This window comes from Promicromonospora xylanilytica, assembly GCF_054782895.1.
On sequence record NZ_BAAGRP010000011.1, the window covers coordinates 138,936 to 154,983 of the forward strand.

General features: G+C 72.1%; 14 protein-coding genes. 4 read left to right on the top strand and 10 right to left on the bottom strand.

Going from position 1 to position 16,048, the window contains the following annotated elements:
- Nucleotides 1-8: 8 nt before the first annotated feature.
- On the bottom strand, nt 9-629 hold the full coding sequence (locus ACYVK7_RS12925; RefSeq protein WP_460888121.1) for a TetR/AcrR family transcriptional regulator: 621 nt from the start codon (nt 627-629) through the stop codon (nt 9-11).
- Between the two features lie 87 nt (nt 630-716).
- Between ACYVK7_RS12925 and ACYVK7_RS12930 the strand changes: the two genes are divergently transcribed.
- Nucleotides 717-1,148, top strand: coding sequence for a nitroreductase/quinone reductase family protein (locus tag ACYVK7_RS12930; RefSeq protein ID WP_460888122.1), 432 nt, complete (start codon nt 717-719; stop codon nt 1,146-1,148).
- 60 nt (nt 1,149-1,208) lie between these two features.
- On the opposite strand, the gene ACYVK7_RS12935 is transcribed toward ACYVK7_RS12930, so the two are convergent.
- Nucleotides 1,209-2,783 (bottom strand): ABC transporter permease, encoded by a 1,575-nt coding sequence (locus ACYVK7_RS12935; protein WP_460888123.1) that lies wholly within the window; start codon nt 2,781-2,783, stop codon nt 1,209-1,211.
- The gene (locus ACYVK7_RS12940) at nt 2,780-3,466 is read right to left on the bottom strand and encodes a TetR/AcrR family transcriptional regulator (protein ID WP_460888124.1); all 687 of its coding nucleotides are present in this window, start codon (nt 3,464-3,466) and stop codon (nt 2,780-2,782) included. Before ACYVK7_RS12940 ends, ACYVK7_RS12935 begins: the two co-directional genes overlap by 4 nt.
- Before the next feature lie 122 nt (nt 3,467-3,588).
- Between ACYVK7_RS12940 and ACYVK7_RS12945 the strand changes: the two genes are divergently transcribed.
- The gene (locus ACYVK7_RS12945; RefSeq protein ID WP_460888125.1) at nt 3,589-3,975 is read left to right on the top strand and encodes a hypothetical protein; all 387 of its coding nucleotides are present in this window, start codon (nt 3,589-3,591) and stop codon (nt 3,973-3,975) included.
- Between the two features lie 106 nt (nt 3,976-4,081).
- Nucleotides 4,082-5,380 (top strand): glycosyltransferase, encoded by a 1,299-nt coding sequence (locus ACYVK7_RS12950; protein WP_460888126.1) that lies wholly within the window; start codon nt 4,082-4,084, stop codon nt 5,378-5,380.
- Between the two features lie 16 nt (nt 5,381-5,396).
- On the opposite strand, the gene ACYVK7_RS12955 is transcribed toward ACYVK7_RS12950, so the two are convergent.
- The 7 genes from ACYVK7_RS12955 to ACYVK7_RS12985 all read right to left on the bottom strand — a co-directional run bounded on the left by ACYVK7_RS12955 (nt 5,397) and on the right by ACYVK7_RS12985 (nt 14,993).
- Nucleotides 5,397-8,099: a glycoside hydrolase family 127 protein gene (locus tag ACYVK7_RS12955; RefSeq protein ID WP_460888127.1), complete on the bottom strand. Its 2,703-nt coding sequence runs from the start codon at nt 8,097-8,099 to the stop codon at nt 5,397-5,399.
- Nucleotides 8,092-9,534: an aminopeptidase P family protein gene (locus tag ACYVK7_RS12960; RefSeq protein WP_460888128.1), complete on the bottom strand. Its 1,443-nt coding sequence runs from the start codon at nt 9,532-9,534 to the stop codon at nt 8,092-8,094. The genes ACYVK7_RS12955 and ACYVK7_RS12960 overlap by 8 nt, the downstream gene beginning before the upstream one ends.
- Before the next feature lie 88 nt (nt 9,535-9,622).
- Nucleotides 9,623-10,474: an ATP-binding cassette domain-containing protein gene (locus ACYVK7_RS12965; RefSeq protein WP_460888129.1), complete on the bottom strand. Its 852-nt coding sequence runs from the start codon at nt 10,472-10,474 to the stop codon at nt 9,623-9,625.
- Nucleotides 10,471-11,367 carry an ABC transporter ATP-binding protein gene (locus tag ACYVK7_RS12970; RefSeq protein WP_460888130.1) on the bottom strand — a complete coding sequence of 299 codons (897 nt, stop codon included), beginning with the start codon at nt 11,365-11,367 and terminating at the stop codon, nt 10,471-10,473. The genes ACYVK7_RS12965 and ACYVK7_RS12970 overlap by 4 nt, the downstream gene beginning before the upstream one ends.
- Nucleotides 11,364-12,356, bottom strand: coding sequence for an ABC transporter permease (locus tag ACYVK7_RS12975; protein WP_460888131.1), 993 nt, complete (start codon nt 12,354-12,356; stop codon nt 11,364-11,366). The genes ACYVK7_RS12970 and ACYVK7_RS12975 overlap by 4 nt, the downstream gene beginning before the upstream one ends.
- The gene (locus ACYVK7_RS12980; RefSeq protein WP_460888132.1) at nt 12,356-13,279 is read right to left on the bottom strand and encodes an ABC transporter permease; all 924 of its coding nucleotides are present in this window, start codon (nt 13,277-13,279) and stop codon (nt 12,356-12,358) included. The genes ACYVK7_RS12975 and ACYVK7_RS12980 overlap by 1 nt, the downstream gene beginning before the upstream one ends.
- 4 nt (nt 13,280-13,283) lie before the next feature.
- Entirely contained in the window at nt 13,284-14,993 is a 1,710-nt protein-coding gene (locus tag ACYVK7_RS12985) for an ABC transporter substrate-binding protein (protein WP_460888133.1), read from the bottom strand.
- A 327-nt stretch (nt 14,994-15,320) separates the two neighbouring features.
- On the opposite strand from ACYVK7_RS12985, the gene ACYVK7_RS12990 reads away from it, so the two are divergent.
- Nucleotides 15,321-16,001: a GntR family transcriptional regulator gene (locus ACYVK7_RS12990; RefSeq protein WP_460888134.1), complete on the top strand. Its 681-nt coding sequence runs from the start codon at nt 15,321-15,323 to the stop codon at nt 15,999-16,001.
- Nucleotides 16,002-16,048 lie beyond the last annotated feature (47 nt).

Sequence of the window (16,048 nt, forward strand, 5' to 3'; positions counted from 1 at the left end):
GCCGCCGGTCAGCCCGCCGGTGTACCCGCCGGACCGCAGACGCGTTCGACCAGGTAGCGCCAGCCCGCCTCGAAGTCGGCGATCAGCGCGGGGCGGTCCCGCTCGGGGACGTCGAAGAGCTGGACCAGGAGCGGCCCCTCCAGTGCGGACGCGAGCTGGCCGGCGAGCAGGTCGATGTCGGCCCCCGGGAGGTCGAGCTCGCGCAGCAGCACGCGGATGTGGATCTGGGACAACGGCGGGCGCCGGCTGCCCGGCCGGCGGCCGCCGATCGCGGCGTGGGCGATGTCCTGGTTCTCCGCGAGGAAGCGGATGCGGGCCGAGCCGTAGGCGACGAGGCGGTCGACCGGCGGGGCTCCGGGGCCGAGCGGCGGCCGACCCGAGAGGATCTCCTGCTGCAGCGCGCGCTCGTTGTCGTCCAGGAGTGCCTGGAAGATTCCCGCCCGGGTCCCGAACCGCCGGAACACCGTGCCCTTGCCCAGCCCGGAGCGCTCGGCGAGCCGGTCCATCGTGAGGCAGCCCGGCCCACCCTCGGCCAGGAGCTCGCGGGCGGTGGTGAGCAGCCGCTGACGGTTCCGAGCCGCGTCGGCGCGCTCAGGCGGCGGAGCGCCCCAGGTCAGCGGTGTACTCATTCCCGGATGCTATCGGGAATCGCGTAACCGGGGTAAAGTCCGGTTACGTCGACCGGCACGGCCGACACGAGACCTGTGGAGGACGACATGGCAGACATGAACACCGGTGTGATCGAGGCGTTCCGGGCGAACGCGGGCGTGGTGGGCGACGACGTGGCGGGCGGGCACTTCACGGGCAAGCGCCTGGTGCTGCTGCACCACACCGGACGCGTGAGCGGCAAGGCGTACGTGACACCGCTCGTGGCCGCGGCCGACGGCGACGCGTACGTGATCACCGGCTCGATGGGTGGCGCACCCAAGGACCCGGCCTGGGTGGCGAACGTCGAGGACGGCCCCGGCGAGACCACCATCGAGATCGGGGACAGGATCATCCAGGTCAAGGCCACGGTGGTTCGCCCCGGTGAGCCCGACTGGGAGCGGCTCTACGGCATCTGGGCCGAGTACTGGCCGGACGCCAAGGTGTACGAGACCCACACCGACCGCAAGTTCCCGGTGATCCGGCTCGAGCCGCAAGCCTGATCCCTCGGCCGGCCGTGCAGCACCAGGAACGCCGGCGCGTCGGCACGGTCGGCGAGGGGGTCAGCGCGGTAGGTCTCTCCGCCGCACTCCCGCGAGCCCTGCCGTGATCAGTCCGGCGGCGAGCGCCAGGAGCACGTACGGCGACCACGGGGTCGTGTAGTACGGGCTGACGTGTGCGAACGGCGAGGTCGTGAGATAGACGACGTCGGGCAGGCCCGCCTTGACCAGGATCTCGCCGAGGACACCGATGGTGAGGGCCAGCCAGGCCACCGGGACGGTGGCCCGTGGCGCGAGCCCGAACGTCAGGGTGACCACGCCGATCAGCACCCAGACGGCCGGGATCAGACGGATCGCGACGGGCAGCACGCCGTCGATGTCGGGCGCGGTCGCCGCAAGAGTGAGGCCGAGGAGGGTGAGGATCGTCGCCGAGCCGGTCAGGGCCGCACCGACGGACGCGGCCACCCAGCGCACCCGTGCGACGGGGGCCGCCAGCGTCAGCTCGGCGATGCCGGAGACCTCGTCGTGGCGTACGCGCAGGAGTGTGAGGAGCGCAGCGGCGGCGACCGGGAACACGAGCACGAACTCGACGTAGACGAAGAACGCGGCGGCGGGGTCGTCGAGGCCCATCGCGGCCGCATTGTCGGCCGCCCAGGGCGATCTGGCATAGTCGGCCACGGCCGCGGCGCCGCCACTGCCGAACGCGAGGCCGAGGGCGATGAATGCCAGCGTCCAGACCAGGAATGGCGTCCGGTTCTGCCGCCAGGCCATGCCGGCGGCACCGCTCAGGTAGGCGGGAGCGGTCGTACGCCCTCGGCGCGTTGGGACGAGCCCAGCGCCCAGGTCCCTGCGGGCCGACAGGACGAACGCGAGAACCAGTGCCGCCAGGACGGCGGCGAGCACCAGCGCGAGCGGCCACCAGCGGTCGCCCGCATAGGCGCGGGTGCCCTCGAGCCAGCCGCTGGGGGAGGCCCAGGTGACCCAGGCGGTGTCGGTGAGGTGGCCGAGCCCGCGGACGAAGTGCAGGGCGTACATGATCACCACGGCGACGGCGCCGACGGTGCGCGCGTGCTCGAAGACCTGGGTGAGCACGGCGGTGAGCGCCACCGCGATCCAGACGGCCCCGGTGGCGATCAGGCCGAGCAGCACGGACCCGGTGGTCGGGAGCCCGGTGGTGGCGAGCCCTGCGGCGGAGACCAGGCCGATCAGCACGCCGGAGAGGCCGACGAGGAGGACGGCGGCAGCGAGCGGCGCGGCGTGCCCGACGGCGGCCGACCGCACCAGCTCCAGGCGCCCGCGCTGCTCCTCCGACCGGGTGTGCCGCACCACGAGCAGAACTGCGCCGATGGCCGCGAAGATCGTGGTGCCGCCGAACGCCTGCTGCGCGACGAGTGCCTCGGACGTCGCGGCGAAGGCCTGCGACTGGAACAGGACGAACATGGGCAGGGCCTGGATCTGGTCGTACCGGTCCTGGACGGCCTGCGGTGTCGGGTACGTGGGCGTGACCGTGGTTCCGGCGCCGACCAGGACCACGATGATCAGCAGCACGAAGACCGGAAGGACCACGCGGTCGCGGCGGAGCGCGGCCGCGAGCAGGTGCCCGGTTCCGGCGAGCGCCTGCCTGCGGGCGACGGTCATGGAGCCGGCTTCGGCTCGGTGGCGCGGTGGCCGGCGTCGGCCCCACGGTCCTCGACGGCGGCGCGGACGCCCTTGCCGGTCGCGGACTCCGCGAACTCGCCCATGGCGGCGTAGAGGTTCACGACTCCCATGGCGACGCGGGCCGAGCCGATCGCCTCCTCCGGCTCCTGACCGAACCGCCGTGCGATCTGGCCGATCAGGAGTGCGATCCCGGAGTGCATGGCAGTCATCACGGTGGCCGTGTCCCTGGCCTCGTCGCTGCTGTCGGGAAACCGGTCCGGCCAGGTCTCGGTGAGGAAGGCCTGGGTGCCGTCGGCGAGCTGGTCGAACACCTCGTCGGCCGCCGCGGAACCGTCCAGCGATGCACGCGCGAGGTAGCGCAGCAGGAGCGGGGACTCGTCGAACAGCTCCCCGAGCGCGTCGGCGTTGGCGAGCTGGTCCTTTGTCGCCAGGTGCAGCACCCGACGGCGGAACACCTCGACGATCAGCTCGTCGCATGCGAGACGCAGCCCGTCCTTCGTCCCGAAGTGGTGCTGCACCAGGCCGAGGGAGACGCCGGCGGCCTGCGCGATCCCCCGCATGGTGGCGCCGCTGATGCCGTGCTGCGCGAACTGTTCCAGCGCCGCGTCGCGGATCCGGGCGCGTGCGTTGAGATCGCTCGCGGAGTACTGGTGGGTCGGCATGTCGTCCACAATACGGATGTATCGCAAACCATACAAGTGTATTGTCATGGACTCGGACTAAACGTTTGTCTAGTCTGGCCGGGTGGCCGCACCCAGGGCTGGTGGTGCACCATTTCGGATCCATGGAGGCGCTACGTCGCGAGTGCGACGCGTACGTGGTGTCGATGGTGCGCGGGACCGAGGACGCAGGGCGTGCCGGGGCACCCGACGGCGTGATGGCCGGCGACCCCGCCGGACTGGCGGGCAGGCTCGAAGTCGCGACCCCGGTCCGGCGGTATCTCGCCTGCGCCTTGCTCGACGGCACGCTCGAGGCCGCGAAGCTGTTCGACGAGATCGTCGAGGTCACCACCGCCTGGCTCGCCGACGGCGAGCGGGACGGGTGGGCCCGGCCGACGTCCGACCCACGCACCTGGGGCGCGATCTTTGTGAGCTGGCTGCTCGCGCCGATCGCCTTCGCCGACCACCTGGAACGCGTGCTCGGGGTCGAGACCTGCACGAGGCCGACGTGACCATCGGGCACGCACGTGTCGCGCTGGAGATGTTCACCCACGGAGTCTTCGCCGACGAGCGTGCGCTCGGGGCGTGGGACAGGGTCGCGAAGGAGCGGAAGAACCCATGAAGGCACTTCTCATCACCCACGGCACCCGAGGCGATGTCCAGCCGTTCGTCGCGCTGGCTGACGCCCTGCGCCGCGCGGGGCACGACGTCCTCCTCGCCGCGCCCGCTGAGATGGCCGAGCTGGTCCAGCGGTACGACGTGCCGTTCGCGCCCCTCAACGACGGCACGAAGGCACTGATGGACGACCCGGAGATCAGCGCGGCGATCGAGACCAACTACCGGGGGTGGCGCGGCAAGGTGGCCGGCGTACGGGCGATGCGCCTGAGCAAACCACTGATGGAGAAGGTGTACGTCGACGCGAGCGCCGCTGCCGACCTTGCCGCGGCGGACAGGGGCGTCGACGTCGTCATCCACCACAGCGGGCTGCCGATGCATTACCTCGCCGAGAAGCTCGGCGTCCCGGCGGTGCCCGTCTGCCTCCAGCCCGGCTGGGTCCCGACCACCAGCTTTCCCGCCCCGCAGCTGCCGGCCGGGTTCCCGCAGCGGTTCAACCGCCTCAGCTACGCGCTGACCACCCCGGTCCTGCGGATGCTGGCCCGGATGGGCGACAGGTGGCGGTCCGAGACCCTCGGGCTGCCGCGTCGACGGCACCAGCACGACATCACCCGGCGGCCCGACGGCGAGCACACACTCGTGCTGCAGGCGTTCAGCCCGCACGTGCTGCCCGGCCCGCCGGAGTTCCCGCACTGGGCGCGGACCACCGGGTTCTGGTTCGTGCCGGAGACCGCGGAACGGACACCGCCGGACGAGGCCAGCGCCTTCCTGGACGCGGGGGAGCGGCCCGTCTACATCGGGTTCGGCAGCATGTCCGGCACCGAACCGGCCCGCGTCGGTCGGACGGTCGCGGAGGCGGTCCGCCGGTCGGGCGTCCGGGCGGTCCTCGTCACCGGCTGGGGAGGGATCGACGCCGCAGAGCTCGGCGACGACGTCCTGGTGCTCGACGAGGCGCCGCACGACTGGCTCTTTCCGCGGATGGCCGCGATCGTCCACCACGGCGGGAGCGGCACCACCTCTGGCGCCTTGTCCTCCGGGCGACCCCAGGTGATCTGCCCGTTCCTGGGCGACCAGCTGTTCTGGGCACGCCGGATGGAGCAGATCGGCGTCGCACCGGCCGGGCAGCCGCAGTCGCGGCTCACCCCGGACGGGCTGGCCCAGGCGCTCGGGCGAGCCGTCTCCGACGAGGCGATGGCGGCGCGGGCGGCCGACCTCGGCGCGACCATCCGTGCCGAGGACGGCCTCGGCACGGCTGTCGACGCGCTGGAACGGCACCTGCAGGCGGGCCGCAGCCCGTCGTAGTCGCCGGACGTACGGGTCAGCCGGCGGCCGGGAGCTCGAGGGTCCGCACCGGCTCCTCGTTGCCGGCCCGGTCGGTGGCCCGGAACTCGATGACCTGGGGCGCGTCGCCGAGGGCCCGCGTGAACGGTTCGCGGAACGTCGCCCAGAACGTGTCCGGTGCTCTCCACCGGATGCTGTCCACGCCGGAGACGTCGTCCGTGGCGGCGAGGTCGATCTCGACGCCGCGCGGGCCCAGGCGCCGGGCCGTTGCCGTGGTCAGGGGAGGAGCGGTGTCCACGCTGACCTCGCTGACAACGTGGCGCTCGCGGCCCTCGGCGTCGACGGCGCGTGCGGTGACCGTGTGCACGCCGTCACCGAGCCGCAGCGGTTCCGGTCCCGCCGGCTCCCACGGCCCGTCGCCGACCCGGAGCTCGACGGTGGGTTCGCCGGTGTCGGCGCGGGCCGCGACGGTGAGCTCCGCGGGCTGGTGGTACCAGCCGGTGACGCCCGGCGCGGTGGCCGGGACCACCTCGACGCGGGGCGCCGAGCCGTCCCGGGCGGCGGTGGGCGCCTCGGCCAGGAGGGCGGCCTCCTCGCGCGCGGCCTCGTCCCGGGCGGCCTCCCCGGTCGAGGCCCGCCCGACACCGGACCGGGCCGCGGCCCGCAGGACGCGGTCGGCCTCGGCGGCGCCGAGCAGCCCGAGCCCGACGAACTCGTGCGCGGTGCGCAGCACCGCGCGCAGGAACTCGGCCCGGGAGCCGAAGCCGCCGTCCGACCAGAGGACGTCGAGGAACGTGCTGCCGTCCCGGCGGGCCACGTTCGGCACACCGGAGTCGGCGCCCGGTCCGGCGAACACGATGCGGGCATCGGACCGGCGCAGGTACATGTGGTACCGCGCGTCGGACCCCGACCAGGCCGGCTCAAGGGTGAGGTCACCCAGCCGCCACGCGCCGTCGTCCGCGGGGGTGAGGGGCGCGTCGAGGGTCCCGTCCAGGCGCCGCCAGGGCGCCGCCGCGACCGGCAGCCAGGTCGTCGCGGCGCTGCGAGCCACCAGGACGGTCGGCCCGAGCTCCAGCGTCACCAGCGAGGTGTCGTCGGGCGCCGGCACCTCCCGGAGGGTCAGCGGCATGCTGATCTCGACGACGGTGCCCGGGCGCCACTCCCGACGCACGGAGACGTACGTCCCGGGCGCGGCGGCCACCGGCTGGGTCTCGCCGTCGACCGTCACGGTGACGTCACCCGTGACCCAGCCAGGCACCCGGAGCCGGAGGTCGAGGTCCCCGGTGGCGTCCACGCGGATCCGGCTGGTGCCCTCCAGCGGGTAGGCGGTCTGCTGGACGAGGCGTACGTCCTGCTCGGCCCAGCGCAGGGTCGAGGCCGCGTAGAGGTTGACCCAGACCGTGCGCTCGGCGCCGGGCACCGACCGGAAGTAGACCGAGTCCTGGTACTTGACGTGGTTCTCCAGGCCCGTGCCACCGCAGCAGGTGCCGACGTTGTCGTACTCGCGCAGCGCGCCGGGGTGGACGGGGAACATGTACGTGACCTCGGGGGAGTCGTCCGAGTCGACGTCGCGCCGCGAGCCGAGGACCTGGTTGGTGACCGCCCGCTCGTAGTAGTCGGCGTACCGCGGGTCGCCGGTGCGCCCGAACAGGGCGCGCGCGAGCTTGAGCATGTTGTAGGTCACGCAGGTCTCGGCGTTGCGGTTGCCGATGTCGCCCGCGACGGCGCCGGCCGGGCCCCACAGCTCGTTCTCGCCGGAACCCCCGTGCGCGTACGTGCGCCCCGGGACGAGCATGTCCCAGATGTTGACGACGGCGTCCAGGTAACGTGCCTCGCCCGTCAGGTCGTGCAGGGCGAGGTAGCCAAGGAGCGTCGCGGCGTGCTGGTTGGCGTGCATGCCGTCCAGCTCGTCCCGGCCCGCCGCCGTCGCCTCCAGCAGGGAGTCCAGGTCGAAGAGCCGGGCGGTCTCGACGAACTCCTTGTCGCCGGTCAGTACCGCGAGGTCGCACAGCACCTCGTTCATGCCGCCGGCCTCGCCGGCGATGTACAGGGACCACATGTCCCGGCGCTGGTCCGCGGGCAGCACGGACAGCCGGCCGTGCACCCAGCGCCCCATCTCGGTAGCGATCTCCAGGGCGGTCCGCGACCCCGCGTGCCGGTAGGCGTCGAGCAGCCCCGCCATGATCTTGTGGCAGGTGTAGTACGGCGCCCAGATCTCGCCGTACGGGGCGAGGTCTTCCAGCCGGGAGAACTGCCACTCGCCGTACGCCGCGAGGAACCCGGGATGGCTGTAGCGGCCCGACGCCGCGAGCGCGTCCTGGACCTCTCGCAGGCCCTCGACCATGTGGTCGATCTTGCCCTTGAGCACGGTCTTCAGCCCGGATCCCGGAGCGGCACCGGCGTGGGCGAGCGCCAGCATGGACAGGAAGTGGCCCGCGTAGTGGCCACGCAGGAGGTTCGCCGTCGGGGCCGCCTCGCGTCCGGGGTAGTCGTCAGGTCCCCACGCCTCCTCGTCGGCGTGGCCGAAGTCCTCCCAGCCGCCGGGCGGCAGCGCCCCGCGCGTGTCCAGGCCCGCGTTGGCCCGGAAGACGGCGAGCACCCGGTCGACCGGGTAGGCGCGCGCCAGGTGCAGCAGCTTGTCCCTGGCACGCGTGAAGATGCCGTCGTACAGCGCGACGGCGTCGAGGGGGAACGGTTCGGCGACCGCGGCGGTGAGGTCGGCGGTGATCGGCTCAGGCATCCGGGATCCGCTCCTGCGTCCAGCGCTCGATGCCGGCGGCGTCGATGGGCAGCGCGTCGGACAGCACCTCGGCGCCGTCGGCCGTGACCAGGAGGTCGTCCTCCAGGCGGACGCCGATGCCGCGCAGCTCCGGCGGCACGGTCTCGTCGTGCGCATGGAAGTAGAGGCCGGGCTCGACGGTCATGACCACGCCGGGCCGCAGGGTCGCGGCCTGGTAGGCCGCGTAGTCGGAGTGGGCGCAGTCGTGCACGTCGAGCCCGAGGTGGTGGCCGATGCCGCACACGAGCCAGCGGCGGTGCTGCTGCCCACCGGGGGACAGGGCCTCGTCCACCGAGACGTCGAGGAGGTCCCAGTCGTGCAGCCCCTGCGCGATCACCTCCATCGAGGCGAAGTGGAAGTCGAGGTACTCGACGCCCGGCCGGATCTGTGCCAGCCCGGCGCGGTGCGCCTTCTCGACCAGGTCGTGCACCTCGCGCTGCACCGGGCTGAAGCTGCCCGACGGCGGGATCGTCCGCGTCACGTCGGCCGTGTACAGCGAGCTCGCCTCGACCCCCATGTCGAGCAGCAGCGGCATGTCGGGTAGCACCGGTCCGTCGCAGCGCACCCAGTGCAGGGTCGGTGCGTGCGGCCCGGAGCCGACGATCGTCGCGTACCCCGGACCGTTGCCGAACGTCCGGGCGTGCCGGTCGAACGTGCCCTGCAGCCAGCGCTCGCCCAGCCCGCCGATCGCGCGCGGCAGCTCAGCGACCACCGCCTCGAAGCCGGTCACCGTGTGGTCGACGGCCTCGCGGAGCTGGGCGATCTCCCAGTCGTCCTTGATCATGCGCAGGTCCGAGAGCGCCCGGGCCAGGTCCTCGGACGGCTTCAGACCGAACCGGCGCACCACGTCGTCGTCGACCGACGGCGTCGCGAGCGCCCCGTCGAGGGTCTCCAGCACGGCGTCGAGCGCCGACAGCGGTTCGACGGCGATGCCGAGCGCCTCCGCCCAGTCGCCCAGGTCGGGTGACGGTCCGACCCACAGCTCGCCGTACGCCGCGTTCCCGAAGAACGCGGTGTCGCCCGGCTTGGCCGGCGGCGGCAGGTAGAGCGTCGGGTCGTGGCCGTCGCCGCTCGCCCGCAGCACGAGCACACCGCCCTCGGCCTGCGCGCCCGTGAGCCAGACGAAGTCGCTGTCCGCGCGGAACCCGTGCTGCACGTCGCCGTTGCGCAGGCTCGCGTGCCCGGCGCTGGCCACCACGTCGCGCGCGCCGAGCCTCGTCGACAGGCGTTCCCGGTGCGCGGCCGCTGCGGCAGGTGCCCCCGGCGTCACCGGCACGGCGACGTCGGGGGCGGCCCACCCGCGTGACATGTGGGCGTTGAACGCCGCGCTCTCGACCAGCCGGGGCGCGCGCGTGCCCGCGTAGGGGGGCCGGTCAGGGGTGATGTGCTGGCTCATCGGATCTCTCCTCCTCGGTCGGGGACCTGCTCGCGGACGCCGATGCCCGGCAGCAGGTAGGACGTCCAGCTGGGGCCGGTACCCGCGCTCATGCCGTGGCCCCGGCCGGCCGGCCCGCGTTCGCGCGGCGCTGCCGCTCCCACTCCGGGCGGATCCGCGGGACCGCGTCGAGCAGGGTGCGGGTGTACTCGTGGCGGGGTGCGCCGAAGACGGCGTCCCGCTCACCCTCCTCGACGATCTGCCCGTGGGTCATCACGGCGACCCGCGTGGCGATCTGCCGCACCACCGCCAGGTCGTGCGCGATGAACAGGTAGGTCAGGGCCTCCTCACGCTGCAGGTCGCGCAGCAGGTTGATCACCTGGGCCTGGACCGAGACGTCCAGCGCCGAGACCGCCTCGTCGCACACGACGACGCGCGGGCCGACCGCCAGCGCTCTGGCGATCCCGATGCGCTGCGCCTGACCGCCGGAGAACTGCGCCGGGTACTTCTGGGAGTGGTCGGGGTCCAGCCCGACCCGCTCCATGAGTGCGCGGGTGAAGGCGCGGGGACCGCCGGGGACCGGCCGCCCCTGATAGACCAGGGGAGCCGTGACGATCCGCTCCACGGTGTGCCGCGGGTTGAGCGACGAGAACGGGTCCTGGAAGACGACCTGCACCTCGCTGCGGAACCGGTTCAGCGCCGACCGCCTCAGCGTGGTGACGTCCTCGCCGTCGAGCTCGACCGTGCCGGACGTGACGTCCAGCAGGCGGGCGGCGAGCCGCGCCGTCGTCGACTTGCCCGAACCGGACTCGCCCACGAGCGCGAGGGTCTCGCCGGTGCGGAGCTCGAAGCTCACGTCGTCGACGGCCCGGAACCGTGCCGGAGGGCGCAGCAGCCCGCCGGTGCCCAGGACCGGGAACTCCTTGACCAGGTGGGTGGCTCTCAGGAGCGGCTCGCTCATGCGGGACCTCCGTTCGTGGGGGCGTTCTCGGGGACGACGGCGCCGGGCGACACCGCGCGCAGCTCGCCGATCTCGTCGTCGATCCGCGGCACGGCGTCGAGCAGCGCCCGGGTGTAGGGGTGCTGCGGCCGGGTGAAGATCTGCTCGACGGCGCCTCGCTCGACGCAGATGCCGTCCTTCATGACGACGATGTGCTCCGTGACCTCGCTGACGACCGCGAGGTCGTGCGTGATCAGCACGAGTCCGGTGCCGGTCTCGCGGCGGATCTCCTGGAGCAGGTCGAGGATCTGCGCCTGGACGGTGACGTCGAGCGCGGTGGTCGGCTCGTCGGCGATCAGCAGCTCCGGCTCGGTGCTCAGTGCCATGGCGATCATGACGCGCTGACGCATGCCGCCGGAGAACTGGTGCGGGTAGTGGTGCGCACGCTGTGCCGCGTCCCGGATGTGCACCCGCTCCAGCGCGGCGATCGCGACCTTGCGGGCCGCCCGGCGGGTGACGCCGGGTCGGTGGGCGCGGTACGCCTCCTCGATCTGGAGCCCCACGGTGTAGTACGGGTTCAGGGAGGACAGGGGGTCCTGGAAGACCATGGCGACACGGTCGCCACGGATCCTTCGCAGGTCGGCCTCGGACCTGCCGACCAGCTCGCGCCCGCGCAGGCGGACGCTCCCGGTGCGCCGCGCCGCGCGGGGCTGCAGGCCCATGATCGCGAGGCTGGTCATGGACTTCCCCGATCCCGACTCGCCGACGATGCCGAGCGCGCCGCCGGGCTCGAGGTCCAGGTCGAGGGACCTGACGGCATCGAGCGGACCGCGTGGCGTGGCGAAGGTGACGGTCAGGTCGCGCACCTCGAGCAGCGCGCCGGTGTCGTTCCTGCTGCCGGTGTCGGTCGTCATGCGTTCACCCGCACTCTCGGGTCGATGGCGGTGTAGACGACGTCGACCACGATGTTGCCGACGACGACGAGGAACCCGGCGAGCAACGTGACGCCCATGATCACCGGCTGGTCGTTGCGGGCGATCGAGTCGGCGGCCATCTTGCCCACGCCGTTGATGCCGAAGACGGTCTCGGTGATGAGCGCCCCGCCCAGCAGGCCGGCGAAGTCCATGCCGAAGATGGTCACCACGGGCGTCAGGGCCGGCCGTAGCGCGTGCCGCCGCCACACGAGCGACTGGGGCAGACCCTTCGCGTGGGCGGTGCGCACGTAGTTCTCGCGGAGCACGTCGAGCACGTTGGCGCGGGTGAGCCGCGTGTAGGCGGCCGCGTACCCGACGGCGAGCACGATCCACGGCATCACGAAGTTCCCGAACCACGCCGCCGGGTCGTCCGCGAACCGGACGGCCTGGGGAAAGGGCAGCCACTGGAGCCTGACGACCAGCACGTACTGCAGCACGAGGGCGAGCACGTAGTTGGGGATCGACATGCCCGTCAGCGACAGGCCGGTGGTGAACCGGTCCAGGAACCGGTCCTCCTTGACGGCGCTGAGCAGTCCGCCGACGAGCCCGGCGAGCAGCCACAGGACGGCGGCGCCGATCGCGATGGTCGCGGAGACCGGGAGCCGTTGCACGATCATGTCCCAGACCGCCTGGCTGGACTGGAACGAGTAGCCGAGGCACGGGGCCGCGCACTCGACGGCGGTGGCGCCGTCGCCGTAGGTGCGGCCCGCGAAGATACCGGCGACGAACAGGAAGAACTGGGTCCAGAACGGCTGGTCCAGCCCGAGGTTGCCCCGGATCTGCTCGATGACCTCCGGCGTGCAGTTCTTGCCGCAGATCTGCACGGCCGGGTCCGGCGAGAGGGCGAAGAACACCAGGTACGTGAACAGGCACACCAGCAGCAGGACCACGAGGCCGGACGAGACGCGGCCGAGGAGGAAACGAGGCATCAGCGACCTTCCTGAGCGTCGATCACGGCCCGCAGGCGGTCACCGATCACGGTGAACGAGAGCACGAGCAGGAACAGGGCCACGCCGGGCACCAGGAAGTAGGCGGGGTCGACGGCGTACCACTTCACGGAGGCGGCGATCATCTGCCCCCAGCTCGGCGCGGGCGGGACCACGCCGACCCCGAGGAACGACAGGCCGGCCTCCGTGCCGATGTACCCGGGCACCGCGAGCGTCGCCATCACGATGATCGTCGAGCGCAGGTTGGGCAGGATCTCGCGGAACACGATGCGCGTACCGCTGGCTCCGGCGGCCCGGGCCGCCTCGACGAACTCGCGCTGCGCCAGGGACATGGTCTGGCCACGGACGACGCGCGCCAGGTACGGCCAGCCGAAGACCGAGATCACCACCACGAGGAGCGTGGACCGGTTGCTCGCCGGCAGGGCGGAGAGCACGGCGATCATGAAGATCAGCGCCGGGAACGCCATGAGGAAGTCCATGACGCGCGAGACGACGAGATCCACCCGGCCGCCGTAGTAGCCCGCCACGAGCCCGAGCGAGACGCCGAGCACCGTGGTCAGCACGGTCGCCGACAGGGCGATACCCATCGAGACCCGCGCTCCGTAGACGATGCGGGCGAAGATGTCGCGCCCGCTGCCCGGCTCGACGCCGAGCCAGTGCTCGGCGCCCATCCCGCCCCACGGGCCGATCGGCATGCCGCCGAGGTTCGGGTCGATGGCGGCCTGGTCGAACTCGTACGGGGTCCAGCCGCTGATCGCGGTGAGCACGGGGGCGAGGACCGCCGCGAGCGCCACGACGGCGATGTAGCCGAGACCGAGCATCGCGCCGACGTCGTGGCGCATCGCCCGCCAAACCCCGTCGGTACGGGCCGGGGTGGCCCTGAGGACGGTCGGGGAGGACGCCATGGGGTCAGCCCTTCTCGGGGTCCTTGAGACCGACGCCGACGTAGTCGATGCCGCCGGTCGCGGCGTTCGCCGAGGGGTGCAGGCCCGCGACGTTCTCGCCGGGCAGCGAGACCGTCTTGGCCACCATGAGCGGTACGACCGGCGCCAGCCCGAGGATCTGCTCGTCGAGGTCGCCCCACTGCTCGTTCGCCGCGTCGATGTCGGTCATCGCCTTGATCTCGTCGATCCGGGTGTTGATCTCCGGGTCGTCGAGCTGGGCGAGGTTCGAGTTGCCCTTCTCGTAGATGGTGCGGCCGTCGAACAGCGGCGGGATGAAGGTCGCCGCCGACGAGGCCCAGTCCGGGCACCAGCCCGTGATGGCCGCGTCGTTCTGCTGGGACGGGGTACCGATGGTCTCGTAGTAGGTGGCGGTGTCGATCAGGTTGAGCTCGACCGTGATGCCGACCCGTTCGAGCGCCTGCTGGACCGCCTCGCCCTGCGCCTGCATGGACTCCTGCGACCGGATGTCCAGGGTGAGCGTGAACCCGTCGGACAGGCCCGCGTCGTCGAGCAGCTCCTTCGCGGCCTCGACGTCGCCCGTGCCGTCCGCGGACGGGTACAGGTCGAAGTCCTTGTGGCCGGCGACGGTGGGCGGGAGGATCGTCGTGGACGGGGCGCCGAGCTGGGTTCCGCCGCTCGCGTTGACGATGGCGTCGCGATCGATGGCGTAGCTGATCGCCTGGCGTACGCGGACGTCGTCGAGCGGCTTCTTCGTGGTGTTCAGGCCCATGTAGGTGGTGCAGATCCCGGGCAGCTCGAGCACTCGCTCCTGGAGCTGCGGCGTCTGCAGCCGGGCGAGGGTGGCGGGCTGGACGGTGCCGGCTATCGCGTTGACGTCGGCGCCCTGTCCGGCGATGAGGCGCTCGTCGATGGTCGCAGGGTCGAGACCGATCGTGAACTCCCAGGCGTCCGGCTTCGCGGTGCGCACCTCGTCGGTGGCCGGGTCCCAGCTCTCGTTGCGGGTCAGCTTGATGCTGCTCCCTGGTACGTACTCGGCGAGCTGGTACGGGCCGGAGGCGACGATGTCGTGGATGAACTCGTCCCCCTCGCCGGTGCCCTCCGGGAAGGGCGTGCCGTTCACCTGCGCGAGAGCGGCGTCGAACTCGGGGAACGGTTCCTTGAGGTGAAAGACGATCGTCTTCTCGTCGGGTGTCTCGATCGTCGGCAGGTCGCCCGACCGGTACGGCCCCTCGTAGCCTTTCGGCGCGTCGATGACCTGCTTGAGATAGGGGGAGCCGATGCCGATCTCGGGGTCCCAGGACCGGGAGATGCCGAACTTGACCTCCGCGGAGGTGATCGGGTCGCCGCCTGCGAACCTCACTCCGTCCTTGAGCCGGTAGGTCCAGGTGAGGCCGTCGTCGGACACCTCACCCAGGCTCTCGGCGAGGTCCGGGACGATCTCGTTCGGGTCCTCGGCCGAGCCGGGCGCCGACGTGGTGAGCTGGCGGTAGACGAGCCGGTAGAAGTTGTTCACCCCGCCGTCGAAGCCGCGTGCCGGATCGAGGTAGGAGAAGTCGGCGTTCTGCAGCACGTGGACGGTGCCGCCCTCGGCGGGCTCAGCGGTGAATCCGCCGCCACCCCCTGAGGAGGCGTCCTGGGTGCCGCCGCCGCAGGCGGCAAGCGCGAGCGTCAGGGCGGCAGCGGCGAACAGGGTCGGGATCCGATGGAGCTTCACGTTCTGGCCTCTCGGTCGGTGACGCGAACGCGTCGAGGTCGTACGGTCAGGACATGGGGCTGTGGCCCCGTACCAGCGCGTCCGCGTCGTCGTCGACGAGGTCGGTGGGTCGGTCCGCGATATGTGATGCGTGATATTTTACTGATCGTCGACGACGGTGTCGATGGGGTGAATGTAAACGTCCGGTTTCGGCCTGACCGGCCAATCCGGCAGGCCACGGGCGGGCCGCGCGCCGACGGCTCGGGTACCCTCTGCGCGAGTTGGCGAGGTGGATCACACCTTGTGTAATATACTACTAGCGTTGCCTGACCACCCAGGAGTGCCCTCATGAGCGCCACGTCACCGACCCCGTCCGTCCGCCGTCTTCCGCCCGTCGCGAGCCTGCGCGAGCAGGTCCATCGCGCCCTCGTGGCGGCCATCGTCGCGGGCGAGCTGGAGCCGGGTGAGCTCGTCTCCGTGCCGACGCTCGCCGCACGGTTCGACGTGTCCGCGACGCCGGTGCGCGAGGCCGTCCTGGACCTCGAGCGCCGGGGATTCCTCGAGGCGGTGCGGAACAAGGGCTTCCGGGTCACCCGGGTGAGCGACCAGACGCTGCGGCACGTCGCCGCCGTCCGCCTCGTGATCGAGCCGGTGTGGATGGAGCGGCTGGCCAAGACGTTTCCCGTCGGGCAGCTGCAGGAGTTCCGGGCGCTCGCCGACGAGATCGTCGAGCGTGCGCGCACGGGGGACCTGATCGCCTACCTCCAGGCGGACCAGACGTTCCACCTGCGGCTGACCGGGCTGCTGGGCAACCCGGTGGCCGGTGAGATCGTGTCCGACCTGCGGGACAGGGCGCGCCTGCTCGGGCTGTCGACCATGGTCGCCAACGACACGCTGGCCAGCTCGGCGCAGGAGCACCACGAGCTGCTCGACCTGCTGGCAGCCGGTGACGGGGCGGGCGCCAAGGCGCTCATGGAGCGGCACATCGGGCACTCGCTGGGCACGTGGGCGGGCAAGCCGGAGGACTGATCTGCCCGTGGCGCAGGGGTGCGCCGTGAGACCTGGACCGACGATCG